At 31.8% G+C, this 24269-nt stretch carries 28 protein-coding genes; 11 read left to right on the top strand and 17 right to left on the bottom strand.

What is annotated here, in order from left to right:
- Positions 1-18: 18 nt before the first annotated feature.
- The 3 genes from ACJBCC_RS06795 to ACJBCC_RS06785 are packed head-to-tail and all read left to right on the top strand — an operon-like array spanning position 19 to position 2201.
- Positions 19-1401, top strand: coding sequence for an MATE family efflux transporter (locus ACJBCC_RS06795; protein WP_407556743.1), 1383 nt, complete (start codon positions 19-21; stop codon positions 1399-1401).
- A 3-nt stretch (positions 1402-1404) separates the two neighbouring features.
- The gene (locus ACJBCC_RS06790; protein ID WP_299100982.1) at positions 1405-1632 is read left to right on the top strand and encodes a hypothetical protein; all 228 of its coding nucleotides are present in this window, start codon (positions 1405-1407) and stop codon (positions 1630-1632) included.
- The gene (locus tag ACJBCC_RS06785; RefSeq protein WP_407556742.1) at positions 1632-2201 is read left to right on the top strand and encodes a phosphatase PAP2 family protein; all 570 of its coding nucleotides are present in this window, start codon (positions 1632-1634) and stop codon (positions 2199-2201) included. The genes ACJBCC_RS06790 and ACJBCC_RS06785 overlap by 1 nt, the downstream gene beginning before the upstream one ends.
- Here the strand turns inward: ACJBCC_RS06785 and ACJBCC_RS06780 are convergent.
- From ACJBCC_RS06780 to ACJBCC_RS06755, 6 genes are all read right to left on the bottom strand, one after another.
- Entirely contained in the window at positions 2188-3798 is a 1611-nt protein-coding gene (locus tag ACJBCC_RS06780) for an ArnT family glycosyltransferase (RefSeq protein ID WP_407556741.1), read from the bottom strand. The two genes, ACJBCC_RS06785 and ACJBCC_RS06780, sit on opposite strands and share 14 nt — an antisense overlap.
- Positions 3799-3800: 2 nt before the next feature.
- Positions 3801-4424 (bottom strand): lipid-A-disaccharide synthase N-terminal domain-containing protein, encoded by a 624-nt coding sequence (locus ACJBCC_RS06775; RefSeq protein WP_407556740.1) that lies wholly within the window; start codon positions 4422-4424, stop codon positions 3801-3803.
- A 93-nt stretch (positions 4425-4517) separates the two neighbouring features.
- Positions 4518-5234 carry a glycosyltransferase family 2 protein gene (locus ACJBCC_RS06770; protein ID WP_407556739.1) on the bottom strand — a complete coding sequence of 239 codons (717 nt, stop codon included), beginning with the start codon at positions 5232-5234 and terminating at the stop codon, positions 4518-4520.
- Positions 5235-5311: 77 nt separating this feature from the next.
- Positions 5312-5611, bottom strand: a complete 300-nt coding sequence (locus ACJBCC_RS06765; RefSeq protein WP_407556738.1) for a hypothetical protein — start codon at positions 5609-5611, stop codon at positions 5312-5314.
- A gap of 8 nt (positions 5612-5619) precedes the next feature.
- Positions 5620-6699 carry a methylmalonyl Co-A mutase-associated GTPase MeaB gene (gene meaB, locus ACJBCC_RS06760; RefSeq protein WP_299100991.1) on the bottom strand — a complete coding sequence of 360 codons (1080 nt, stop codon included), beginning with the start codon at positions 6697-6699 and terminating at the stop codon, positions 5620-5622.
- 14 nt (positions 6700-6713) lie between these two features.
- Positions 6714-7280, bottom strand: a complete 567-nt coding sequence (locus tag ACJBCC_RS06755; RefSeq protein WP_299100994.1) for a DUF2911 domain-containing protein — start codon at positions 7278-7280, stop codon at positions 6714-6716.
- A 269-nt stretch (positions 7281-7549) separates the two neighbouring features.
- On the opposite strand from ACJBCC_RS06755, the gene ACJBCC_RS06750 reads away from it, so the two are divergent.
- From ACJBCC_RS06750 to ACJBCC_RS06735, 4 genes are all read left to right on the top strand, one after another.
- Positions 7550-8047: an RNA polymerase sigma factor gene (locus ACJBCC_RS06750; RefSeq protein ID WP_299100996.1), complete on the top strand. Its 498-nt coding sequence runs from the start codon at positions 7550-7552 to the stop codon at positions 8045-8047.
- Positions 8031-8600 (top strand): hypothetical protein, encoded by a 570-nt coding sequence (locus ACJBCC_RS06745; RefSeq protein WP_299100998.1) that lies wholly within the window; start codon positions 8031-8033, stop codon positions 8598-8600. Before ACJBCC_RS06750 ends, ACJBCC_RS06745 begins: the two co-directional genes overlap by 17 nt.
- 69 nt (positions 8601-8669) lie before the next feature.
- Entirely contained in the window at positions 8670-10256 is a 1587-nt protein-coding gene (locus ACJBCC_RS06740) for a hypothetical protein (protein WP_299101000.1), read from the top strand.
- 144 nt (positions 10257-10400) lie between these two features.
- Complete coding sequence (locus ACJBCC_RS06735; protein ID WP_407556737.1) at positions 10401-11087, top strand: peptidoglycan DD-metalloendopeptidase family protein; 687 nt, start codon at positions 10401-10403, stop codon at positions 11085-11087.
- On the opposite strand, the gene ACJBCC_RS06730 is transcribed toward ACJBCC_RS06735, so the two are convergent.
- From ACJBCC_RS06730 to ACJBCC_RS06720, 3 genes are all read right to left on the bottom strand, one after another.
- Positions 11084-12367 carry an APC family permease gene (locus tag ACJBCC_RS06730; protein ID WP_407556736.1) on the bottom strand — a complete coding sequence of 428 codons (1284 nt, stop codon included), beginning with the start codon at positions 12365-12367 and terminating at the stop codon, positions 11084-11086. The two genes, ACJBCC_RS06735 and ACJBCC_RS06730, sit on opposite strands and share 4 nt — an antisense overlap.
- 34 nt (positions 12368-12401) lie before the next feature.
- Complete coding sequence (locus tag ACJBCC_RS06725) at positions 12402-12809, bottom strand: hypothetical protein (RefSeq protein WP_299101006.1); 408 nt, start codon at positions 12807-12809, stop codon at positions 12402-12404.
- 90 nt (positions 12810-12899) lie between these two features.
- Entirely contained in the window at positions 12900-13250 is a 351-nt protein-coding gene (locus tag ACJBCC_RS06720) for a hypothetical protein (protein ID WP_407556735.1), read from the bottom strand.
- Between the two features lie 95 nt (positions 13251-13345).
- On the opposite strand from ACJBCC_RS06720, the gene ACJBCC_RS06715 reads away from it, so the two are divergent.
- On the top strand, positions 13346-13492 hold the full coding sequence (locus ACJBCC_RS06715) for a hypothetical protein (protein WP_299101011.1): 147 nt from the start codon (positions 13346-13348) through the stop codon (positions 13490-13492).
- A 342-nt stretch (positions 13493-13834) separates the two neighbouring features.
- Here ACJBCC_RS06715 and corA read toward each other — a convergent pair whose 3' ends face one another.
- From corA to ACJBCC_RS06675, 8 genes are all read right to left on the bottom strand, one after another.
- Positions 13835-14917, bottom strand: coding sequence for a magnesium/cobalt transporter CorA (gene corA, locus ACJBCC_RS06710; RefSeq protein ID WP_407556734.1), 1083 nt, complete (start codon positions 14915-14917; stop codon positions 13835-13837).
- A gap of 49 nt (positions 14918-14966) precedes the next feature.
- Complete coding sequence (locus ACJBCC_RS06705) at positions 14967-15905, bottom strand: septum formation inhibitor Maf (protein WP_407556733.1); 939 nt, start codon at positions 15903-15905, stop codon at positions 14967-14969.
- A 74-nt stretch (positions 15906-15979) separates the two neighbouring features.
- Positions 15980-16573, bottom strand: a complete 594-nt coding sequence (locus ACJBCC_RS06700) for a Maf-like protein (RefSeq protein WP_407556732.1) — start codon at positions 16571-16573, stop codon at positions 15980-15982.
- A 1-nt stretch (position 16574) separates the two neighbouring features.
- Positions 16575-17501 (bottom strand): geranylgeranylglycerol-phosphate geranylgeranyltransferase, encoded by a 927-nt coding sequence (locus tag ACJBCC_RS06695; protein WP_299101020.1) that lies wholly within the window; start codon positions 17499-17501, stop codon positions 16575-16577.
- Between the two features lie 8 nt (positions 17502-17509).
- A complete protein-coding gene (locus ACJBCC_RS06690) occupies positions 17510-17821 on the bottom strand; it encodes a hypothetical protein (protein WP_299101022.1) in 312 nt (103 codons plus the stop codon).
- A gap of 58 nt (positions 17822-17879) precedes the next feature.
- Positions 17880-18413, bottom strand: coding sequence for a KdsC family phosphatase (locus tag ACJBCC_RS06685; RefSeq protein ID WP_407556731.1), 534 nt, complete (start codon positions 18411-18413; stop codon positions 17880-17882).
- Between the two features lie 11 nt (positions 18414-18424).
- Positions 18425-18985 (bottom strand): hypothetical protein, encoded by a 561-nt coding sequence (locus ACJBCC_RS06680; RefSeq protein WP_299101027.1) that lies wholly within the window; start codon positions 18983-18985, stop codon positions 18425-18427.
- The gene (locus ACJBCC_RS06675; RefSeq protein ID WP_407556730.1) at positions 18982-19770 is read right to left on the bottom strand and encodes a Rossmann-like and DUF2520 domain-containing protein; all 789 of its coding nucleotides are present in this window, start codon (positions 19768-19770) and stop codon (positions 18982-18984) included. Before ACJBCC_RS06675 ends, ACJBCC_RS06680 begins: the two co-directional genes overlap by 4 nt.
- Before the next feature lie 69 nt (positions 19771-19839).
- Between ACJBCC_RS06675 and ACJBCC_RS06670 the strand changes: the two genes are divergently transcribed.
- From ACJBCC_RS06670 to ccsA, 3 genes are all read left to right on the top strand, one after another.
- Positions 19840-20229: a group III truncated hemoglobin gene (locus ACJBCC_RS06670; protein ID WP_299101031.1), complete on the top strand. Its 390-nt coding sequence runs from the start codon at positions 19840-19842 to the stop codon at positions 20227-20229.
- A gap of 66 nt (positions 20230-20295) precedes the next feature.
- Complete coding sequence (mscL, locus tag ACJBCC_RS06665) at positions 20296-20745, top strand: large conductance mechanosensitive channel protein MscL (RefSeq protein WP_299101033.1); 450 nt, start codon at positions 20296-20298, stop codon at positions 20743-20745.
- A 104-nt stretch (positions 20746-20849) separates the two neighbouring features.
- On the top strand, positions 20850-24098 hold the full coding sequence (gene ccsA / locus ACJBCC_RS06660; RefSeq protein ID WP_407556729.1) for a cytochrome c biogenesis protein CcsA: 3249 nt from the start codon (positions 20850-20852) through the stop codon (positions 24096-24098).
- The last annotated feature ends 171 nt before the right edge of the window (positions 24099-24269 follow it).

Raw genomic sequence — 24269 nt, 5'->3', positions numbered from 1 at the left:
AAGTATTACTTTTGCGCCATGGTTTTAAGCGACTACACAAAAGAATTCAGGTACAATCTTAAGCTAGCATCTCCAGTGATTTTGGGAATGCTTGGCCACACGTTTGTCAGTTTTGTAGACAACGTTATGGTTGGTCAATTAGGTGCAGCAGAACTCGCAGCAGTATCCTTAGGAAATAGCTTTATTTTCATTGCCATGTCTTTAGGTATAGGATTTTCAACAGCTATTACACCTTTAGTTGCGGAAGCGGATACTGAAAAGGATTTTGCGAAAGGAAAATCAGTCTTTAAGCATGGTTTGTTTTTGTGTACAGTTTTAGGATTGTTATTATTTACAATGCTATTGTTCGCTAAACCGCTAATGTATGTTATGGATCAGCCAGAAGAAGTGGTTGAGTTGGCTTTGCCTTATTTAGATTTGGTTGCTTTTTCATTAGTGCCATTGATTATTTTTCAAGCGTTTAAACAATTTAGTGATGGATTATCACTTACTAAATATCCTATGTATGCTACTATAGTGGCTAACATATTAAACGTAGCAATAAACTATGTTTTAATTTTTGGAAAATTTGGTTTTCCAGAAATGGGAATTGTAGGTGCAGCTGTTGGGACTTTAGTGTCACGTTTTGTTATGGTGGCTTATTTATGGTGGTTATTGGCTAAACGCGAAAAATCTAAACCGTTTGTAACACAGATTAAATTCTTTGAACTTAAAAAATATCCTTTAAAAAAGATTACCAATTTAGGCTTGCCGAGTGCTATGCAAATGTTTTTTGAAGTTGCCATTTTTACAGCAGCCATTTGGTTGAGTGGTACGCTAGGCGCCAATGCGCAAGCTGCTAATCAAATAGCCTTAAATTTATCGTCTATGACCTTTATGGTTGCTATGGGATTGAGTGTTGCTGCAATGATACGTGTTGGTAATCAAAAAGGATTAAAAGATTTTAAAGCCTTAAGACGAATTGCGGAATCTATATTTTTAATTGGCTTTTGCTTCGCTGTCCTATTTGCATTGTTCTTTGTGGTATTTCATACAATGCTTCCAAATTTATATGTGGATTTAGACGATCCTGTCAATGCGATTGATACAGCTCAAGTGGTAGAAATTGCTGCTACATTATTGTTAGCATCTGCCGTGTTTCAAATTAGTGATAGTTTGCAAGTGATTATTCTTGGTGCATTGAGAGGTTTGCAAGATGTTAAGATTCCGACTGTATTAACCTTTATTTCTTATTGGGTTATTGGTTTTCCTATTAGCTATTTTTTAGGAAAAGAAGACGCTTATGGAAGTATTGGAATTTGGATTGGGTTATTGGCAGGTTTAACAGCTGCTTCAATTTTATTGTATTTTAGGTTTAATTATCTCACAAAGCGTTTAATTTTGCAACAAGAAAAAACATAGAAAATGGAATTACCAAAATTCATACTAGGTGATAATACAGATCATCCTAATGCAATTTATATTATACATACAGAATTCCCAAGATTTATAATTAATCTAGAAAACGATGAGGTTGAATGGTTTGAAGAATTTGACCAACATGATGAAAAGGAACTAGAAACTGAAACTGAAAACTACATTCAGCAAGCTACAGATTTCTACGATAGAGAAGTGGCTAGATACGACGATTAATGTTAGAGCAACTTTTACAGCACGATAAAGAGCTTTTTTTATATCTCAATAATTTGGGTTCAGAAACTTGGGATGGCTTATGGTTAGTCATAACAAATAAGTTTTCATCAATACCATTATATCTCGCTTTGTTATTTGTGATTTACAAGAAATTTGGGTGGAAAGCTTTACTTCTCATGTTTGTTGTCATTGCAGGTATGATTACCTTTACAGACCAAATTACGAACGTGTTCAAGGATACATTTATGCGTCCAAGACCTTGTAGAGCAGAAGGTGTTATGGACTTTACGCGCTTTATTGCACCTCGTTGCGGTAAGTATGGTTTTTTCTCAGGCCATTCTTCTAACTCCATGTCTACAGCGATTTTTGCAGGCCTATTATTGAGACCTTATTTCAAAAACCTTATTTATATTTTAATCGTTTGGAGTTTAGTTGTAGCCTATAGTCGTATATACGTAGGCGTGCATTATCCGTTAGATATTGCTTGTGGATTATTCTTTGGAGTTATTTCAGGATCCGGGTTTTATAAGCTGAATAAATATTTAATTAAACGTTTTATTTCAGAGTAAGCTCATATAATTGATTGACCAAACGTGATTTGTGATTTCTAGCCGAAAAATTTAAATCATAAGTGTCAATAAATTCAATATGGTAAAGTTTTGTAAGCTCTTCAATATCTTCTGGTTTTGTAGATGAAGTTAATAACCTAAATTGTTTTTCTGAAGGAATTAAAATACCATCTTCCGTTTTAATACTTATAATTTTACTACCATAATTATATATAGCTTCAGGTGATACACCATCTAGAGTGTAAAGTTTTAAGTCGTCCGAAGCTAATTCTGCAACCGACTTGTAATCCACCTGAGCTAAACCTTTCGCTAATGGTAGAACCAAGAGCCCTATGCTCATCATAAAAGCTATAACAAGGTAAAACACATTTTTTATATGCTTAGTTTTTAAGTTTTTAAAAATGAAAAAACCAATAATGGCTATGACTGCACTGGCGATAAAGAATCTATTTTTAGCAAATCCTTCTGTGTCTGACAATAAAAAGAAACCAGAAGCCCAAAATAGGATGGCAATTGTTCCAATTAAGCCGAATTGAAAATATACAGGAATCGTTTCCTTTTTTGAGTTTATAGTTTTGAACTCTCTTATTAAATAATCAATATAAAAGCCAATATTTATGGCCAAAGGAATTAAAACTGGCATTAAATAACGCGATTTCTTCTCAGGAATTATAGACAACAGAATTACAGCAATAAGTGTCCAAAATAAACTAAAACGATAAGCATTTAAGTTTGAAACTTTTGTTTTTAAATAAGGATAAAGTAAACTTATAAAAGCAGGAATAGTCCATAAACCACTTTGCACAAAGAAACTCCAGTAGTAATAAAATGGTCTAACATTATAACTGCTCCAATTAGAAGTTTCACGTTCTGCAATAGCAGTGAATGTTTCTGGATCTGCAACTCTTACATGAAAATACCACCAACCGCCTAAAACGATACCAAAAACTAATAGACTGATTAATTTTAAAAAATGAATGACTTTTCCTTTAAATTTAAAGGCAATGCCGTAAGCGACCACAAAGGGTAAGAACAGTACATATAAGGAAACAGGTCCTTTAGATAAAACAGAACCAGCAAGAAATAATACAAAAAGCAAACTTCTTAAAATTGGTGTTTTTCCACTCTGAAACATTAAAAATAATTGATACAAAGCCATGAGTAAAAAACCATGCGTGTAAATATCCCAAGGTGCTTCAACCGTAATGCCTAAAACGTAAAATGATGTAATAGCTATAAAACCATTGATAAGGCTATGTGATTTAGTTAACTCCAATTTTTTTGATAACAAATTAATTGAAATACCAATACTCGCCACAAAAAGTAAGGTAGGCCAGCGCAATGCTAAAACTGACGTTATGCTAAAAATCGATCCAAAAACAGCAGTAATCCAAGTAGGTAATGGTGGTTTTTGATAACGCGCTTGCCCATTCATTGTGGTTAAAACCCAATTATCATCTGTCAGCATTTCTCGAGCTGAAATAAAATTACGAGCTTCCATGATCGTTACAGGAATAGAATCTATTGTAAAGCCAAGCATTACAATTACAAAAAGCAAAAGACTGAGTATGGGATATTTTTCTATGAGTTTTATCATTTTTAATCCTTGGTTTGTCTAATTAAATAGGCATTTCTAGCGTAAATTATAAGTCCGAATAAATGACCAATAAATAAAACAGGATCTTTTCTAATGATGGCATAAGTTAATATTAAACCAGCACCAACTAAACTTAAGATCCAAAAACCTAGTGGAAGTGTAGAAACTTTATGACGTTCAGAGTGAATCCATTGGTATACAAAACGTAATGTAAAAATGACCTGAGCAACAATACCTAAAACCAATAACCACGTTGGAATATCAGTGTTTTTGAAGAGGAGGTCAACATCGATTTGGTTATTATTAAAGTAGAAAACAACGATAAAAATTGGTGCGAAGAACAATAAATATTGAACTGCCTTAGGGAATTTTTGCCATTGTCCTTGCAGTTGTAAATTTCTAATATAGATGAAATACGTTAAACTCTGACCTAGCATAATTGCAAAATCTAATCGTAAATAACCATATATAAATAGGAGGAAAGAGGCAATTAAACTAAGGGTCCAAAATGTTTTTGGCGTAATAACTTTTCTTTGTTTTTCAGAGGTTATCCATTGAATGATAAGCCGAGAAGAAAACAATATCTGAGCTAAAAATCCAATGCTATATATAATCCAGTCTTTCAAGTTAATTCGTGTTGTTTTCTTATATAAAAATAAGTTGAAATACCTATAACTTAAGTTTTTTAAGCATTTCTCTTTTAATTAAATAGCTGTAAATTATTTGCTGGATTTAGAAACTTCATAATTAATATACTTTTTCTTCATCCATAGATATGCAAAACAATCCATTAATGGACCAAGTAACCTGTTCCAAAGTCCAAATTTTGCTGTGCCAGCCATTCTAGGGAAATGCTGAACAGTGACTTGTGTAACACGTCCATTTTGTAACATTATCATAGCAGGTAAAAATCGATGCAAACCTCTAAACATTGGTATACGTTTAGCATAATCTGTTTTTATTACTTTCAGCGGACAGCCTGTATCATCCATACCATCTTTAGTAAATGCACGTCTAATGCCATTTGCAATTTTTGATGACATATTTTTTACAAAAGAATCCTTTCGGTTAGAGCGCACTCCTGTGACCAACTCATAAGAATCTATATGTTGTAGTAAAATATTAAAATCTTCTGGTGCCGTTTGTAAATCAGAGTCTATATAACCAACAAGTTCAGAATCTACGTGGTCAAAGCCAGCTTTTATTGCTGCACTCAGTCCTCTGTTTTCTTTAAATAGAATATAGTGGAATGCTTCGTTACGTTCACAAATACCTTCTATTAACATTTGACTATTATCACTAGATCCATCATTTACAAAAAGAATTGAAGTAGAAACTGTAGCAATATCTATATAATTAGAAAGTTCTTTTTCTACACGTTCTAAATTGTCTTCCTCATTATAAACAGGAACTATGATGGTAAACTTATACGTCATGTATCTATTGGCTTAGTCGTTGCAAAAGTATTGTTTTTTATATTAGTGTTAAAGCCTAATTAATTAAAGCTGATGTTTTATAAAAACAAACGCCAAACACTAAATATTGAAAATATTATGGTTACCAATGAAATCAATGCAGCGACTAAAGCTATTTTTCTAATTTCGATTTTATATGCTAGAAATAAACTAACAATGAAACCTATAATTGGTATTATGCCGTAATAATGTCTATAACCATATACTAACCATTCCGATAGCCCAAATAAAGCTCGTGTTTTACCAGTAGTTCTAATATAATGTTGGTACATCGTTATATTAATATGTATCAAAATTATTAAACTAATAGAGCTTAAAATGACAATAATGTAAATCATCTTTTTGGTCACAAGTTTAGCAAGTATTCGGCAGCAATAAAAGGTGTCGTTCTACCGGCTTCAACTAATTTTATTTGAGATTGTAGTTCTTCTTTTATGTGAGAAGCATTATAAAAATTAGATTTTAAACGGTCCTCTATGGTTTGTAGTAACCAAAATTTATTTTGCTGATGTCTATTGTTCTCAAAATAACCATTCGTTGTGGTAGTCTTTACGTATTCTTCAATAAGGTTCCAAATCTCTTTAATACCTTCACGTTTTAAAGCACTACTTAAAGTAACTTTTGGCGACCATTCTGAATCTTTAGTTGGATACAAATGTAAAGCCCTATTAAATTCTACTTTGGCCATTTTTGCAGCTTTTATATTCTCGCCATCAGCTTTATTAATGACAATGGCATCTGCCATTTCAATAATACCGCGTTTTATACCTTGTAATTCGTCACCAGCACCTGATAATTTTAAGAGCAAAAAGAAATCAACCATACTATGTACAGCCGTTTCACTTTGTCCAACACCAACAGTTTCAATAATAATGGTGTCATAACCAGCAGCTTCACATAAGATAATAGTCTCTCGTGTTTTTCTGGCAACACCTCCTAAAGAATTTCCTGAAGGCGAAGGTCTAATAAAAGCATTTTGATTTTTCACTAAATCTTCCATTCTAGTTTTATCACCCAGAATACTTCCTTTACTGAGACTACTACTTGGATCAACTGCTAACACAGCTACTTTTTTACCAATAGAGGTTAAATACAACCCAAAAGCCTCAATAAATGTGCTTTTACCAACACCAGGCACGCCTGTGATTCCTATTCTAATAGATTTATTAGCAAATGGTAAGCATTTAGAAATGACCTTATTTGCTTTTTTTGTGTGTGAAGGATTCGTACTTTCTACTAAGGTAATGGCTCTACTAAGCGAAGTGATATTTTGAGACGTAATACCAGAAACCAAATCGTCAACAGATGGCTGTTTCTTTCGATTTACTTTTATGATTTTGGCAACATTAGCGCTCAAACTTTTAGGTGGTTCAACACCTTCTTGTTCATGCAAAGCAGACGTGTATGATTTATCTTTTTTTGCCACTTTGCATTATAAATTTAAGGTTTTGTAGAGGAGTATTCACTTAATGGCAACTCTATAATAGTACTATCCCAAGCCATAGTGAGTTTTAAATTACCCGTTTTATGGTCAAAGGCAATTGTAAATTGTTCTACAGTTTCGTCAATTGTTTCTGATGGTACAACAACTTCTAAGGCATCAAAATTTGGATCCCACATTGGTTCCATTCTTTCATTAACACCCCATTTATACTGTTTAGAATTAAACATTACTTTCCATTTATCTTCCATAGGGACAGTCCAAATGGTGTACTTTCCCTTTTTTAAAACCATACCATCAATTAATAAATCTTGGTTGGTTTCAAAAGTTGTAGCTTCATTTGCACCTGTTCGCCATACCTTATCAAAAGGTACAAGTGCACCAAATACAATACGCTCTCGTTTAGAAGGTCTGTTGTATTCTACTTTTAACTTCAAATCATTTAAAGTAATTTCTGCAGAATCTTTAGGGCTCAATCGTGGCGCAAAAATATTTTCTACAAATACAGAATATAATAGTAAGCCTAAAGCTAAGATGCTTAGTATAATTAGGAGGCGTTTCAGCATAGTTTTTAATCTAAAAATTAAGAGGGTTCAATGTAATGCAAACTTATGCATTCTAAATTTAAAGATAATTCAATTCCTTAAATTTATAAGCTACTAACGTTGAATTTTAAGCAATTCTTATGAAAAATGATGTTTTATGAAAAATTTTTGCAACACTTTATTTTTTGTATCGTCTTTAGTGTATAACCAATCAAAAAATCAAATCTAAAATTAGTACGTTTCAAATAAATATTGTTGAACTGTGTAAACAGAACAATAGGCAAGCGCAAATGCAATTGTACAATCAGTATTGCAATGGCATGTTGGTTGTAGCTAAAAGATATGTACGCAACACTATGGAAGCAGAAGATATTGTTCAAGAATCTTTTATAAGTGCTTTTTCTAGGTTAGATCAGTTTAAAGCTCAAGTTAGTTTTGGCGCTTGGTTAAAAAGAATAGTAATTAATAGATGCATTGATTCTTTAAAGTCTAAGCATCAACGTTTGGTAGAATTAGAAGATTTTCATTTAAGCGATGTTACAAATGAAAATGAAAGTGATTGGCAAGTAGAATCAGAAATTACTGTTGAAGACGTCAATATTGAAATTGAGAAGTTGTCAGAAAAATACAAATATGTTGTGCTATTGTATTTAGTAGAAGGCTATGATCATAGCGAGATTTCTGACATATTAAAAATTACAGAAGTTGCCTCTAGGACACAATTATCACGAGGCAAACAAAAGTTGAAAAAGGCATTAAAATATAAGCAAAATGAAGCAAGATATTAGAGATTTATATAGAAATGAAGCCAAAAATGAAGACCTAAAAATGTCTGAAGGGCACGAAATGCGATTTCTTCAGAAATTAGGTAAAGCCTTACCTGTAAAAGAAAAATCATCAAATAAGACTTTGTTTTTTAAAGTCGCAGCTAGTGTTATAGTGTTATTAGGATTAAGTATTGGAGGTTTTAAAATGTTTAACAATTCAGTTGATGTAAAAGACCCAATTAAGGTAGTTGATACCGAAATAAAAACGTTAGGTGATATATCGCCAGATTTTAAAAAAGTAGAGGATTATTACTTAGCGAGTATAAATTTAGAATTGTCTAAAGTGCAATTAACACCTGAAAATAAAGAATTGTTTGATGGCTACATAGCACGCTTAAAAGAGTTAAATGACGAGTACAAAAAATTAACGATAGAGCTTAATAAAAACGGACCCAATGAAGCAACTTTAGATGCATTAATACAAAATCTAAAGTTTCGTTTAAAGCTTGTAATGCGTTTAAAGGATAAGCTCAAAGACTTTAGTGATGTGCCTATGGAGCAAAAAACAGCTTAAATCAATCAATTAATCAATCAATCAATCAATCAAATTCAATTAAAAAACGAACAGTTAAATCAAAGAATCATGAACAAAATCAAAATTTTAATTCTCTGTCTTTTTACCACTTTAGGTTATGCACAGAAAACGATGAACAAAACATCACAATCCATAAAGGTAGATAAGGATGTTGTAGTAGACCTAAACACTAGCAACGTAGAAATTCACTTAGAAACATGGAATAGAAATACGGTAGAAATCGAAGCTTACATTGAAAGCGAAACATTATCTAATGAGCAATTAAAAGACGCTTTAGAGCATTGGAGTCTTAAGGTTGAAGGTTCTAATAATAAGGTTTCAATTTCATCTCATGGAGGTAGACATATTGGTTTGTTAGAAACTGATGATTATTCGGTTTTATTAAATGATTTAGAGTACCAACTTATTGAGTTGCCAGAAATGCCTGAGATGCCAGAGATGCCAGAGCTTCCAGAAATGGTACAAATGCCTAGGATGCCAGATTTACCAGAAATGCCTGTGATGCCAAAATTACCGGAATTGCCTAAAGGTGTAACGACTATAGAATTCGATTACGAAAGATATCAAGAAGAAGGAGAGGCCTATTTGGCTGAATGGAGTAAAAAGTACGAAAAGAAAGGTGGTAAAGAGTTTCAGAAAAAAATGGAAGATTGGGCAAGAAAGTTTGGTGAAGCAGGTTATCCAGAAAAAATGGAAAAATGGGGAAAAGAATATGCTAAACGTTTTGATGGAAAATGGACTGAAGAAATGGAAAAATGGGGCGAAAAATTTGGCGAAAAATATGGTGAGGATATGGAAAAATGGGGAGAGGAGTTTAGTAAGAAATTTGGCAAAGAATGGGAAGAGAAGATGAAAGTTTGGGGAGAGCGTTTTAGTAATGAAATGGATGAACGTTCCGAAGTTATGGAGGAAAGAAGGGAAGCGCTTGATAAAAGAAAAGAGGCATTGTATGAGCAAAGAGATGCACGTAGAGCTGCATTAGAAGCTAGGCGTAGTGCGTTACAAAATAGAAGAAACACTCAGGTTATTCAACGATTAGAATCAGGTAGCAATAGTAAAGTGAAAAAGGTAATTAAAATTAAAATACCTAAAAAGGCTAAGTTAAAAACAGACATAAGACATGGCGAATTGAAACTAAGCTCTGTGATTCATAACATGAGTGGCGATATTTCGCACTCATTCTTAGTAGCAGAACACATTGATGGAAGTGATACTTCCATCAATGTATCTTACTCACCAGTCGTCATAGATACATGGAATTTAGGAACGTTAAATCTCAACTTTGTAGACAAAGCGCAGATTAAAAACGCAAAAAGCTTAGTTCTTAACTCCAAATCATCTAATATTAATATTCAAAGCCTTACCGAAACTGGTATTATCGACGGTAGTTTTGGAGACCTTACCATTTCTAATATTTCGGATGTTTTTAAGAATCTTAATTTAGTTTTAGAGCATAGTGATGCGTTAATAAATTTGCCTAAAGATGTAGATTATATACTTTATTTTAAAGGTAATAGATCTAAGTATAACAATAAATCTACAACACAAAAGACGATAAGAAATTTACCAAATAGTCAAGATTCAAATAGAAATATAGTGGTTAATGCCAAGTTTAGTAATGTGATTGTTAATTAAAAAAAATACAGTATAGTTAATAGATAGTTATCTATCTTAAATACTAAAATTATTTAAATTTTATTTTGCAGATTTGTCATAGAATCTGTTATTCCTTTCTTCTTTCCATTAAATAGTTTTCTATTTTTATGGAAATTTTTATTTATGCCTGTTGCAAGTTTTGAAATCTTATTAAATTCCATTAATGCTTATCCTATTATTGAAGCATTAGCAAATCCTCAAGATTGTGTTACGTTAGATTTATCGATTGATAATGAGGCGTTACTAAACATCAACATTTCATCTTCTAAAGACTTAGATAACTATATTACTAACTATATCACATATAATAAAGCCAAATTAGCTTATGGAGGTTATCTTGAAAAACGCGGAATTTATAAACGTAGCGAATACTTTAATGAGCTTGATACCAAAAAAGAAAGAAATATTCATTTAGGAACAGACATATGGATTAGTGAAGAAACACCAGTATTTGCACCATTAGATGGAATAATCCATAGTTTTAATAACAATACAAATTATGGCGATTATGGACCAACTATAATTTTAGAACATAAAATAAATGATTATATGTTTTACACCTTATATGGTCATTTAAGTATAGAATCTATTAAGGATAAAATTGTTGGAGTAGAAGTAAAGTCAGGTATGCAAATAGGAACTTTAGGGAGTGCAAATGTAAATGGTGATTATCCGCCTCATTTACATTTTCAGGTCATTAAAGATATTCAAAATTACAAAGGCGATTATCCAGGTGTTACTAACGAAAATGATTTAGAGTTTTATAAAAGTAATTGCCCAAATCCTAATGCGCTTTTAAGGCATTATTAAGTATTTCGTTTTTCAAGTGATTTAAAGATCCATTCTGAGATAAAACATAAACCAATTATTACAACTGAAACTATTACACCAGTAAGATTAGATTGATATTGTTGATGAATTAAAATAATTAAGGCTAACAGACAAAATGCAGAACCTAAAAGAGGAATTAATTTATTACTACCAGTCTCTTTAGCACATTTAAAACCAACAAAATTGACAATACCAAAGATGAGTATAAAACCTACACTTCCGGCAGTTGAAATTGTTTCTAAATTTAAAATATTTACTAATACCAATGTTGCCATAGCCGTTATGAATAAACCAACAGGCTGATTCCATAGTTTTGACGTAAAATGATGTGGTAATTCGTTATCTTCTGCAATCTCGTAATTCACTCTACTACCGCCATATAATGACGCGTTAATCGCCGAAAACGTAGAAATTAAAGCAGCAACGGTAATAATTGTAAAACCAATCTTGCCTAGCATAGGTTGCGCTGCCTCTGCTAAAACATAATCTTCAGCCTTTGCAATTTTATCAAATGGAAGGGAACCAACTGTAACAATAGCAATTATAATATATAGTATAATTACAAATATTACAGAATAATAATATGCTCGCGGAATATTTTTTTTTGGATTCTCAATGTCAGGAGCAGCATTTGCAATGAGCTCAAAACCTTCATACGCAACAAATATAACCATACCAGCAGCAAATAATTGAATTGGAGTTTCCCAATGATTTATAGCTAACTGAGATAGGTTAGGATTGCCTATAAGACCATAAGATCCAATACCTATAAAACCAATGAGAATGATTAATTTTATAACTACCGCGTACGATTCTATTTTTCCAACGACTGCAATGCTATAATAGTTAATGGAAGTTGCCAAAATAATTATAGCACTCGCATAGATATGAAAGTCAATTGTTTTATTATGTGTAAGTTCAAGTAAATTTGGCGCGTAAGAACCAAAAGCTGAAGCATATAAAGACAACATAATAATGTAACTTACCCATAGTAAGTTGTTAATAGCTCCACTAAAAATAGAGATTCCGAACCCTTGATTAATAAATTTTACTGTACCACCTCTATCAGGATATTTTTGAGAAAGTTTTACATAACTGTAAGAGGTAAGTAAAGCTAAAATACCAGCAAATAAAAATGCCACAGGAGTTCCTCCTTTAGCAATTGAAACTGCTAATCCTAGTACTGCAAAAATTCCTCCACCAACCATACCTCCAATTCCGATGGAAATAGCCTCTTTTAAACTTATATTACTGCTCATCTGCGTTAAGAATTATTTACTTAATTCAATAAAATTAAAAGTTTGTGATCTGTTTCTGAGCTATTAATTTTCCAATTAAAAAACCTGTAATAGCTAAAACACCATCAGATATAGAGAACCATAGCTCTTTTGGCAGTATTACAATAGTTACAAACGTCGCAATTACCATTAATCCTCCCGTAATGTAAGAAGGAATAACACTTTGTTTAGAGATCTTGGCGGCAGTAAACATACCTGTAATTATGCCTGCGAAATGAGCTATAACGACAAAAACCTTAGAACCCATTGGGATTTTTCCCATATTGTTCTTTATCCATTTTACATCGGAAAGATCTGCACCTTCTGGGAATGTAAATAGGTTATGACCAATAACTGCCTCAAAGATATGAACTGTAATACTCGCAACAATCAATCCTATAATGGTAGCTAATACATTTTTCATTTTTAAAATCTAATTAGATGTTAAGTTAAGAAATTATTTTTTACAAGTAAGAAGTGAAGGACCTATTACTTTATTTTAATCTTTAATAATTCAATGATTTTTAGAGAATAATTTACCTTCAATATACTCATGGAAGTATATCATTAAGCCGATTAAAAAGTGGTAACCGATTAAGAATTTGGCTATTAATTCTGTGGCATTGTTTGAGTTTAAAATAATAAAACCGGTTACTACGTGGTAAGCCATTAAGATAGAAAGCGCTGAATTAGATTTTGTAGACAATGCCCAAACTATAAATATAAGTTGAAACACTAATCGTCCTATTTGAAAAGGCAGCCTTTCGTTGCCTACTTTACTATATACAGATACAATTAATAGAATCTCTATAGCAAGTGAAATAATAATGGCTACGATTAGGATTGGTCTTTGCTTTCCTAGCATATATAATTTTTTACTGATAAATATTATGCTTTATTTTTTTCCAACCCATTGAGACAATGCTAGGTTCATAAATTAATAATTTATTACTTATTATAATGATTAGAGTAGTTTCAATAGTAGAGATAATAGCCAATTTTAATGCATATGATGCTAAGCCATGTGTAGAATTTAGTATTAGCTCTAACAAATATAGAGCCATGCTAATTAGCCATAAATTCCCCAAAATAGATTTAGTTACGTAAAGTTTTTTATACTTAAATATAGTGAAGATTAAAGATATAGGCTTTATGAAAAATATTAATATTAATGGCGACCAAATATGTAATCCAACTCTCCTAATATAGATTACACATGAAATTATGAGAATCCAAGTAAGATAATGTATCAATACTGACACGGGATTATTGATTCTATTATATTTAACTATGTCGAATATTAATATAGAAAGCAATACAGATGATGCGATATTATCCATTATAATCGAGAATCGGACAACAAGCAGAATTATGGCAATAGAAATGCTTAATCCTAATTTAACCCAGTCATATATCGCTAATTTATTCAAGTGAATGCAGATGTTTTAATTACAACCATTTCTTACGTTTAAAATAATATAACAAACCAATAAACATAATAAACATGACTCCCAAAAGAACGAAATAGCCATAACGATATCTGAGTTCTGGGATGTATTTAAAATTCATTCCATAGATACCTGCTAAAAAGGTAAGTGGAATAAAAATAGATGAGATAATAGTAAGAACTTTCATCACTTCATTCATCTTGTTGCTAATGGTAGTCATGTACATATCCATTAAACTCCAAATCATTTCTCGGTAAATATCTATATTCTCCGAAACTTGAATTAAGTGGTCGTAAATATCTCTGTAATAAGTAATTGTTTTGTTGTAAATTAATGGATGTTCCCCTTTTTCCACACGATTAATAATTTCTCGTAATGGAAAAATGGCACGTCGAACTTTTAGAATTTCACGTTTTAGGCGCTGTACGTCTACACTAATATTTTCTCTATCCTGACCAGCAAATAAATCTGTTTCTAAGTCTTCAATTTTATTACCTAAGGTTTCAATAATGCTGAAGTAATTATCTACAACAGCATCAATTAATGCATACAATAGATAATCTGATTTTAGATTTCTAATTCTTCCATTACCAAGTCTTAATCGTTCTCTTATGGTATCGAAAACGTCGCCTTCAGATTCTTGAAAAGATAAAACATAATTGTCACCTAGCACAAAGCTTACTTGTTCTATAACAATATTCTCGTCTTTATCGTAATAAAGCATTTTTAGAACAATGAACAGGTAGTCTTCATATTCATCTATTTTAGGACGTTGTGTGGTGTTTACGATATCTTCAAGAACAAGAGGGTGTAAATTATAGTGTTTGCCTATTTTCTCAATCTGTTCTGTGTGTTTTAAACCATCTACGTTAATCCATGAGATTGAATCTGTGTCTTTAAAAGTGTAGGTGTCTTCAATTTTGGTTAAAACACTTTCTGCAAATGTGTCTTTAGTATAATCAAAGGCTTCAATGTAAAAATCTTTATTCGATTTTTCACCAGTATATATTAAGGTTCCAGGAACTTGACCAACATGTTTTTTGTAATGTTCTGTTCTTTTCTTAACCTTACGTTTTAAAACCATGTATTAATATTTAGTATAATAATATCAACTAAATTAAACTAAAGTTTGCTTATTGCAATTTTAAATCTGCTCTTAAGCTTAAATCTGCGTTGCTTTTTTTATTCCAATAATCAGTTTTTAGTGTTTTTAACTTTGAAGCTTTCGTAGTTAACGTCTTTGCTGAAGGCCCTTTGCCAGAGATGGTAGTTTCTGTCCATCCTAAAATTTCATGTGGAAAATTAGAATTATAGCTAATTTTTACGGTTCTATTTAATTCGTTGTAGTTAATGGTATAACTATCATTCTCTAAACTTGTTGTGGCACTATATACCTTTAGCTCATCGTGGTTAAGTCTAGCACTTTCAATAGAAGGAATAAGCTTAATCTTACCAACAGGAAGAGTAGTTGGATCAATCCTTAATTTTGCCCAAAGTTCGTTTTCTGTCCAGTTTTTTTCTAATGTAAAAGTGTCATCTGCTTCGCCTTGAAAATAAGAATGCGACATTATTTCAAATTTATCACGATTGTTTAATTGGGTATATACATGTCCACACCATTCTTGTACAGAGGTTGAAATTTTTATAGCATGTTGATTATTTGCCACAGGAAAAAAGGTGCTCTGCATTATAGAATAAGGGTAAATACCAGTGTTGAAATTCTTGGTCATATTCAGTTTTAAAACTGGAACATTATTAGCATTGTAATTATTAGCTTTTACTTGTTCATCTGGTAAAAAGTCTTCGGTAACAAAGATTAGTACGGCGGTGCCTTCTTTAAGCTCGCCATATCGCGCTTGTTCTAATTTGTACGATGTTATTTCTGCATCGCCATTATACCAATAGTCTTTAAAGTCTTCGGATAGTGCTTTTTTAGGCGCTTCAGGTATTGGTGCTACTTCAGTAAGTTTTGCTATCTCTGATTCTTTTTTCGTAGTTGCATCTTTACAAGCGGTAAAGCTCAAAATACTAACAGTAATTAATACCAAGATGAGTTTTATTTTCGTTATCATAATTAACAAATTTCAACGCTGTTATTGCTTAAAAGCATATAACGTACGTTGGGTTTTATAATAAAGATAAGCTTCTAGATATCGTCTGCAATGCTATTTAACGTTTTATAAAGTAAATGAGTTGGCAAACCAACCACATTATTATAAGAGCCGTCAATATTAGTTATAGCAATGGCACCAATCCATTCTTGTATGCCATATGCACCAGCTTTGTCTAAGGGATTGAAATGATTAATGTAGTACCAGATTTCTTCATCTGCGAGCTGCTTAAAAGTCACTTTGGTAATAGTATTTACAACCCATTGTTTTCCGTTGCAAGTAATGCAAATAGATGTAACCACCTCATGGGTTTTGTTGCTTAAAGATTTTATCATCTCAAAAGCATCGGCTTCATCTTTTGGTTTGCCAATGGCTTCATCTTCTAACCAAACGATAGTATCACTTGTAATTAGAATATCATTGTCTTTAAGTTCTTCAGCAAATGGTTCAGCTTTTAATTTGGCCAGAAAATCGGTTATCTCTTCACGTTTTAAATGCTTCGGAAAAACCTCTTTTACTGGTTTTAACCTAATCTCAAAATCGAGATGCATATCTTTTAAAAAAGCATGACGACGTGGCGAAGCAGAGGCTAAAATAATATTAAAGTCTTTAAGTTTTTCGTTAAGCATATTATTTCAAAATATAATAATAAAGAATTAGAGACAACATACCTGTTAGCATCACTAATTTATAAATTAGACTGATTTGTTTGTATTCTGATTTCTCTTTAGCATTAAATAACTTAATGCTGGCATAAATTAAAGGTGCAATTACCAAAATTAAAAAGTAGCCCACAACAGGTAATTGCTTAAATAAATAAGTAATGACGTAATAAGTTATGGATAAAATAGGAAGCAAAGAAATAATGAAAACTATTTTGTTAGATTTTGTCTTACCTAAAAGTACAGGTAGAGTTTGTATTTCAGTCTTTTTATCACCTTCAATATCTTCAATATCTTTAACCATTTCTCTAACGAGATTTATTAAAAATGCAAATATGGCATAGTCTTTAATAATGTTTATAAAGGTTGTTTGTACAGCTTCATTATTGACGTTCATAGCAGGAATCAATTCAAAAACACCAACTAAAACAATACTTAATGCAACAACAATCGAGACTACAATATTACCAACAACAGCAATTTGTTTTAGTGATGTAGAATAAATATAGAGTAGTGCAGAAGCTATAAAAAAGATAGCGAAGAAACTAGTTTTACCTATGCCATAAGTTAAATAAAAGCCTAAGCCAACACCAATTATATTAAATGCCATGAATAGAGAGTAAGCATCTTTTTCACTTATGTTTTTTGTTACAATAAGTTTACTGGGCTTATTTATTCTATCGGTTTCAATATCATTTATGTCATTAATTACATAACCACCTGCAGCAATCAAAATTGTAGATAAAACAAGTAAGAAAAAATTAAAATGTGATAAAGATATTGTCACGCCGTGGCTTTCTTGAAATGGTATCAGTAAAGCATATTTAATTAAGTACTGCATAAAAGCAATCATTAATAAGTTTTTCCAACGGATTAAATTGAGAATGTGAATCATTTGAGGGATTAGTGAGATACTATTTTAGTGATTAAATAATAAGTGATAAAAGCAACTATAACTATTATTATAATGCTTAAAATTAGTGTACGTTTAAAAAGTTTTTGTTCTTGGAGCCTTATTTTATTTTTAATTCTTTCCTTATCTTCTTTAGTTAAATCTTTATGCAGAAAATCCATTTGGTAGTGCAAATGAGTTTCTAAATCTAACTTCTCTTTATATTTAGAAAACGGTGTAGACGATTTTCGGTTAAAAGTAGATTGGTTATTCCCAAAACCTATATATCCAAATCCAGTACTATGTCTTCTTCTATTAGACATGATTAAATTATTTTAACAATCATTTTTCTATTAAACAAAAACGGTAAATAATAACTTGCTAATCATACTTAGCACTAAAGTTACCATTCCATTTGCCTTGTACTTTTAAGACTTGCTCAATAACATCTCTAACAGCACCTTTTCCACCATTTTTATGTGAAATGTATTTTGAAATAGCTTTAATTTCAGGAACTGCATCTTGAGGACAACAAGGCAATCCAACCAATTCCATAACAGGATAATCTGGTATGTCGTCGCCCATATATAACACTTCAGATTTAGAAACATTGTGTTGGTCTAAATACGCATTAAGCTGTTCAATTTTGTTGTGAGCACCTAAAAATATGTCTTTTATACCCAAACCAGCTAAACGTTTACGAACACCTTCGTTAGATCCGCCAGAAATAATGCACAAGTTAAAACCTACATCAACAGCTGTTTTTAGGGCAAATCCGTCTTTAATGTTCATGGTTCTTAACATTTCGCCTTCAGTTGTTACCGTAATGGTTCCATCTGTTAAAACACCATCTACATCAAAAATGAAGGTGGTTATATCTGCTAAGTATTCTTTATAACTTTTATCGTCTCTCATTGGTTTTGATATCAAAAATTTAAATTATTTATTTGGTTAAATATATTAAAATAATGTTGGTCTGTTCTCAATTCTATTGTCAATACATTCTTTAATTTTGAAATTTTATAGATTTCATTTAAATCAAATAAGGGGTGAAGAATTTCAATTAATTTATCGATTATCTTAGACTTTGAATCAGATACTAAAATATAGTTGGAAGTACTTTTTATTTCAGAAAAATTTTTCCTTAAAAGTTGAGATACCATGTCCTTGATCGTTCTTTTTTTTATTATAAAATCTGGAATGTTTTGTGATGTATATTCTGTTTTCCAAATAGCTGAAACAAATAGATTTTGGCTCTTTGCACTTAGGATTAAATTCCCAGATGAGAATGTTGATTTTTTATATTCTAAAATCCATTTTCTGGATGTTTTAATTTCACCTAAAACACTATAAGACCAAGCATTATAATTGCCTTTTGATTTTCCGTTAAGTTGACTAATAAAACTTTCAAACTTTAAACAGAATGATTCATTCTTTACATAGTAAGGAGAATCCTTTTCGTTGGCAACTGCATTTGGTTTTATCATCGTTTTACTTGCTTCATCGATCTGCTCAAAACATTATGCGTCTTCTTAATCGAAGATGTCAGCATTTTGTATATCGCTTCATGCTCATCCTTTTCAATTAATTTTAATTGTCTTTTAATTGTTCTTTTATCATTGCGTTTAGCCGGTCCCGTTTGTGCCATAAAAGGCGACATTTGTTGCACTTTCTTAGCCGTTTCCTCAATTAATGGATGTAAAATTTCGAATTCTATATTCTTCGTTTCACAAATTTCATGACCGATTCTATAGAGTTGATTAGTAAAATTATTTACAAAAACTGCTGCTAAATGAAGCGTTTGACGTTGTTCTGTGGTTATTTTATGTGGCTTACACCCAACTGCTCTTGCTAAGTCTCTTAAGAGTTCAAGATTTTCTTTTTCATACACTTCAACACAAATTGGCACTTCAGAAAAATTAATTTCTGCACCTTTTGTAAATGATTGTAAAGGGTAAAAAACACCAATTTGGTTTTTTTTATCAATGTCGTGCATAGCAACACTGCCAGACGTATGAACAACCAAACGATTTGTAAATGGTAAAGCAGATGAAAATTCTGCAATACTATCATCACTCACTGCCATAATATATAGATCAGCTTCTTTAAGTTCATTTAACGAATCCGTAATTTCAACTTCATTGGCAAAAGAAGAAATGGAAGAACGTGTTCTATTATACCACTGTTTTACCGAAACGTTATCGGCATTAGAAAAGGCTTTATATAAATGTGTGGCTACATTGCCAGCACCAAGTAATATCACTGAAATCATGCTGTAAAAATACTAAGATTTCTTATCTTAGAATAACAACAAAGCGATTAAAAGAATAACTTTGAAACAATGAGCAAAAAAGATATAAAAACCAGAGCAGACGTTTTTTTATTAGTTTCTAAATTTTATGAAAAAGTTAGAAAAGATGAAACGCTAGGACCATTTTTTAATAAAACCATTAAAGATTGGCCAGCGCATTTAGAGCATCTTACAACCTTTTGGGAATCGAGCTTATTTTTAAAAACAAAATTTAGTGGCAATCCTTTAGAAGCACACACCAAAGTGGACAAAGCTTTTAATCATAGTATTACAGAATTGCATTTTGGCATTTGGCTGAATTTATGGTTTCAAACTATAGACGAATTATTTGAAGGCGATTATGCTGAAAACGCCAAACGAAGAGCACGTAAAATGGGCACTTTTATGTACATGAATATTTTTACGTCTAGAAATACTTAGGCTTTTATGTGCAACTTCTTAAATTTGTGTTTTTTAAAACCTAAAATTTAAAACACAAACTACGATATGAAACTCATCAAAGAATTTAAAGAATTTGCAGTAAAAGGAAACATGATGGATATGGCTGTTGGTATCATAATAGGTGCAGCATTTAATAAAGTCATCGATGTATTGGCAAAACAGGTTCTGTTGCCGCCATTGTCACTGTTAACAGATGGTGTAAATTTTAGTGATAAAAAATTAGTGTTGCGAGATGCTGTATTAAATTCTGCTGGTGAAACCATAACGGCTGAGGTAGCTGTTGCTTATGGTAAATTGTCTGAAGTGTTTTTAGATTTTATAATTATCGGTTTTACAGTATTTGTAATTGTAAAGTTTATGAACAGACTTATAAATCAGGCTCAAGATACTACAGACGAAACTGTGGTAACACCTAAGGATATTCAGTTGTTATCAGATTTAAAAGATTTAATGGAAGAGCAAAACAAAATTTTAAAGACAGATTCAAGTAATTAAGCTTGTAGAATTAATAGAATTTTAACAACTATTGAGGGTTTTAAAGGAATGCCTAAATCGTTTAAAAACCATATCTTTGCACGAGCTTAAAAAAGCCATTAATTATGCAAAAGAAAATCGCTAATTTCCTATTCTCTACAAAACTTACTGCGTTTTTATTTATTGCCTTTGCCGCAGCCATGGCAACAGGCACACTTTTAGATAGAAACATGGATACTTCACCAACACCTTACACAAGAACATTGATTTATGGTGCATGGTGGTTTGAAGCAATTATGGTCTTCTTTGTCATTAATTTTGTAGGTAATATTTTTAGATTCCGTTTGTATAAAAAGGAAAAATGGGCAACGCTAATTTTACATTTATCTTTCATCTTTATTTTACTAGGAGCATTTATAACGCGTTATGTAGGTTATGAAGGAATTATGCCTATTAGAGAAGGCGAAACTCAAAATGAATTTTACTCGCAAAAAACATACATAAGCGGTCGTATTATTGGCGATTATAAAATAAATGGTCAGTTACAACAACGTAGAGTAGAAGAGGAAGTAGATTTTTCTCATCGTTTAGATAATTCATTTAGTGAAACATTAGATTATGGAGATACAGATGTTACAATTAAACTCAAGGAATTAATTCAAGGTGCTGAAAAGGACGTTATTCCTAATGAAACAGGTAAGCGCTATTTAAAAATAGTCGAAGCTGGTAATGGAGCACCTCATAATCACTTTTTAGAAGATGGTACAATCTCTAGCCTTCATAATGTTTTAGTGTCATTGAATAAATTTGAAAAGGATGCTATAAATATTACTGAAACAGAAGAAGGTTTATTTATTCAATCTCCTTACGAAGGAGAGTATATGACGATGGCGACGCGTGCAACAGGTAAATTATTTAAAGATAGTATTCAGCCATTGATTTTAAGATCGCGATATATTATTGGGAATATGCAAATTGTGATGCCAAAGCCTATTATTAAGGGCGATTTTGGAGTGGTAAAAAAGTCTGATCTCTTAAAGAATGATACTGATGGTTTAATTTTAGAGGTTACTGCGAACGGAGAAACTAAAGAAGTTGGCGTTTTAGGAGGACCAGGAATACCAGCGGAATATGAAGAGTTTGAAGTTGGTGGATTAGAATTAGCTTTAAAATATGGACCTAAAGTTTTAAAATTACCTTTTGATGTAAAACTCAACGATTTTATTGCCGAAAAATATCCTGGCACCGAAAAAGCTTATTCATCTTACGAGAGTAAGGTTACGGTTTTAGATAGAGAAGAAGGCGATTTTGATTATCATATTTATATGAACCACGTATTAGATCATAGAGGTTACCGTTTCTTTCAAGCAAACTTTGATCCAGATGAAAAAGGAACCTACCTTTCTGTAAACCATGATTTTTTGGGAACGTATATCACCTACGCAGGTTACATGTTATTGTATTTTGGGTTGTTAGCAATTCTATTCGCAAAAAACACACGCTTTGACGATATACGAAACCGACTAAAGAAGATAAAAGCTAAGAAAGCAAAAATAATGACAATGATATTGTTGTTATTCGGTTTAACAGGTTTTGCGCAACAACATTCAGAGGACGATGGCCACAACCATCAAGATAGGCCTGTAAAAGAACAAATAGATTCAATTTTAAGAGTACATATTACGCCAAAGGAACACGCAGCTGAGTTTTCAAAAATGGTAATTCAGGATTATAGTGGTCGTATGATGCCAATTCATACTTATTCTTCAGAAATGTTACGTGGTATTAGTCATAGAGATACGTATGAAGAATTTAACGCAGATCAAGTTTTTCTTTCCATACAAGAAAGTCCTATGCTTTGGTATAATGTGCCAATTATTTATTTAACACCAAGAAAAGCAGATTCTATAAGAACTATTATTGGTGTAGATAAAAAGGTTAAACATGCCAGTCTACTCGATTTCTTTACGGAACGTGGTGTAAATAAACTAGATCCTTATTTGAGTGATGCTTTTAATGCAAAAATTCCAACAGGATATCAAAGTCAAATCAAAGAAGTTTACGGTCGACTAAGTTTATTGTCTGATGCCATTGAAGGAAGAAATATTAAAATATTCCCTGTACCAGAAGATGAAAATAACCGTTGGATATCTTCTAAGGATTTTAGAGACGAAGGATTTAGAGATAAGATAAAGGATTCTCTTTATGGCAACTTTATAAATAATGGATTTGTAGCTTATTTGGTTACTTTAAATAATGCCAAACAAACTGGCGATTATTCTAAAGCTGAAGAATTGCTTTCTGGCATTAAGAAAACTCAGCAGAAATATGGTAGTGAAGTTATGCTATCGGACGAAAAAATTAATTCGGAGATCATGTATAATGATTTCGACCTCTTCAAACGATTGTATTATATGTACATGCTTGTAGGAGCATTGTTATTTATTCTGATCATTGTTCAGATTTTTAAATACAAAAGCAAAGCTTTAAAAATAGCTATTAATATATTCATGATTGTTATTGCGCTGTTTTTTATACTTCACACAATTGGTTTAATTTGGAGATGGTATTTATCTGGTCATGCACCTTGGAGTGATACATACGAATCAATGATATATGTAGCATGGTCTACCATGTTATTTGGGTTTATTGTAGGTATAACTAAGCGAAAGAATACTTCAGATAAAAAGGCTTCATTTTTAGGTAAATTTAGTTCATCGAGTTTAACTGTTGCTGCAGGTGCCTTTGTAACCTCTATGATTTTAATGATTGCACATTGGAGTTGGTTAGATCCTGCAATAGGTAATCTACAGCCAGTACTACAAGGGTATTGGTTAATGATACATGTGTCTGTTATTGTGGCGAGTTATGGACCATTTACGTTAGGAATGATATTAGGAGCCGTAGCATTGTTGTTAATGATTTTTACAACAAAAGAGAATAAAGAGCGCATGCTCGTAAATATAAAAGAGTTGACCATTATTAACGAAATGGCATTAACGGTTGGTTTAGTAATGTTAACTATTGGAAATTTTCTTGGAGGTATGTGGGCAAATGAAAGTTGGGGACGATATTGGGGTTGGGATCCAAAAGAAACTTGGGCTTTAATAAGTATTATGATATATGCTTTTGTTATTCACATGCGTTTAGTGCCAGGCTTAAGAGGTCGTTGGATCTATAGTTTAATGTCTATTGTGGCATATGGTAGTATTTTAATGACCTATTTTGGTGTTAATTTCTACTTGGCAGGTTTACACTCTTATGCTAGTGGAGACCAAATTTTAAGTGGAAAAGTAATTGCTATTGCTGTAGGTGTTATTGCCATACTTGGTTTTTTCTCTTATAGAAAAAGTAAGATTTACTATAAGAAATAATTGCTCTTTGTTACGCATGGAGTTGGTCTTAACGTCAGCAGAACCTATCAAGTTTAGAATATAATTTATCTTAAATAATATTCTGCTTATTGTAAGTAAAATATCTATTTTGTTAATTAAAAACGTATTTTATCGTGTAAATATGGTTTTAATAGGGTTTTTTGTGATATT

This window comes from Winogradskyella sp. 4-2091 (genome assembly GCF_045765065.1).
GTDB lineage: Bacteria > Bacteroidota > Bacteroidia > Flavobacteriales > Flavobacteriaceae > Winogradskyella.
The sequence above is the reverse complement of the archived record's forward strand: the minus strand, read 5'-3'. Positions and strand labels throughout refer to the sequence as shown.

Bases quoted from the DNA above. Each gene is read 5' to 3' on its own strand.
- ACJBCC_RS06795 (WP_407556743.1), top strand. From the start codon at position 19: ATGGTTTTAAGCGACTACACAAAAGAATTCAGGTACAATCTTAAGCTA.
- ACJBCC_RS06790 (WP_299100982.1), top strand. From the start codon at position 1,405: ATGGAATTACCAAAATTCATACTAGGTGATAATACAGATCATCCTAAT.
- ACJBCC_RS06785 (WP_407556742.1), top strand. From the start codon at position 1,632: ATGTTAGAGCAACTTTTACAGCACGATAAAGAGCTTTTTTTATATCTC.
- ACJBCC_RS06780 (WP_407556741.1), bottom strand. From the start codon at position 3,798: ATGATAAAACTCATAGAAAAATATCCCATACTCAGTCTTTTGCTTTTT.
- ACJBCC_RS06770 (WP_407556739.1), bottom strand. From the start codon at position 5,234: ATGACGTATAAGTTTACCATCATAGTTCCTGTTTATAATGAGGAAGAC.
- ACJBCC_RS06765 (WP_407556738.1), bottom strand. From the start codon at position 5,611: ATGATTTACATTATTGTCATTTTAAGCTCTATTAGTTTAATAATTTTG.
- ACJBCC_RS06755 (WP_299100994.1), bottom strand. From the start codon at position 7,280: ATGCTGAAACGCCTCCTAATTATACTAAGCATCTTAGCTTTAGGCTTA.
- ACJBCC_RS06750 (WP_299100996.1), top strand. From the start codon at position 7,550: ATGCAATTGTACAATCAGTATTGCAATGGCATGTTGGTTGTAGCTAAA.
- ACJBCC_RS06745 (WP_299100998.1), top strand. From the start codon at position 8,031: ATGAAGCAAGATATTAGAGATTTATATAGAAATGAAGCCAAAAATGAA.
- ACJBCC_RS06740 (WP_299101000.1), top strand. From the start codon at position 8,670: ATGAACAAAATCAAAATTTTAATTCTCTGTCTTTTTACCACTTTAGGT.
- ACJBCC_RS06735 (WP_407556737.1), top strand. From the start codon at position 10,401: ATGCCTGTTGCAAGTTTTGAAATCTTATTAAATTCCATTAATGCTTAT.
- ACJBCC_RS06730 (WP_407556736.1), bottom strand. From the start codon at position 12,367: ATGAGCAGTAATATAAGTTTAAAAGAGGCTATTTCCATCGGAATTGGA.
- ACJBCC_RS06725 (WP_299101006.1), bottom strand. From the start codon at position 12,809: ATGAAAAATGTATTAGCTACCATTATAGGATTGATTGTTGCGAGTATT.
- ACJBCC_RS06720 (WP_407556735.1), bottom strand. From the start codon at position 13,250: ATGCTAGGAAAGCAAAGACCAATCCTAATCGTAGCCATTATTATTTCA.
- ACJBCC_RS06715 (WP_299101011.1), top strand. From the start codon at position 13,346: ATGATTAGAGTAGTTTCAATAGTAGAGATAATAGCCAATTTTAATGCA.
- corA (WP_407556734.1), bottom strand. From the start codon at position 14,917: ATGGTTTTAAAACGTAAGGTTAAGAAAAGAACAGAACATTACAAAAAA.
- ACJBCC_RS06705 (WP_407556733.1), bottom strand. From the start codon at position 15,905: ATGATAACGAAAATAAAACTCATCTTGGTATTAATTACTGTTAGTATT.
- ACJBCC_RS06700 (WP_407556732.1), bottom strand. From the start codon at position 16,573: ATGCTTAACGAAAAACTTAAAGACTTTAATATTATTTTAGCCTCTGCT.
- ACJBCC_RS06695 (WP_299101020.1), bottom strand. From the start codon at position 17,501: ATGATTCACATTCTCAATTTAATCCGTTGGAAAAACTTATTAATGATT.
- ACJBCC_RS06690 (WP_299101022.1), bottom strand. From the start codon at position 17,821: ATGTCTAATAGAAGAAGACATAGTACTGGATTTGGATATATAGGTTTT.
- ACJBCC_RS06685 (WP_407556731.1), bottom strand. From the start codon at position 18,413: ATGAGAGACGATAAAAGTTATAAAGAATACTTAGCAGATATAACCACC.
- ACJBCC_RS06680 (WP_299101027.1), bottom strand. From the start codon at position 18,985: ATGATAAAACCAAATGCAGTTGCCAACGAAAAGGATTCTCCTTACTAT.
- ACJBCC_RS06675 (WP_407556730.1), bottom strand. From the start codon at position 19,770: ATGATTTCAGTGATATTACTTGGTGCTGGCAATGTAGCCACACATTTA.
- ACJBCC_RS06670 (WP_299101031.1), top strand. From the start codon at position 19,840: ATGAGCAAAAAAGATATAAAAACCAGAGCAGACGTTTTTTTATTAGTT.
- mscL (WP_299101033.1), top strand. From the start codon at position 20,296: ATGAAACTCATCAAAGAATTTAAAGAATTTGCAGTAAAAGGAAACATG.
- ccsA (WP_407556729.1), top strand. From the start codon at position 20,850: ATGCAAAAGAAAATCGCTAATTTCCTATTCTCTACAAAACTTACTGCG.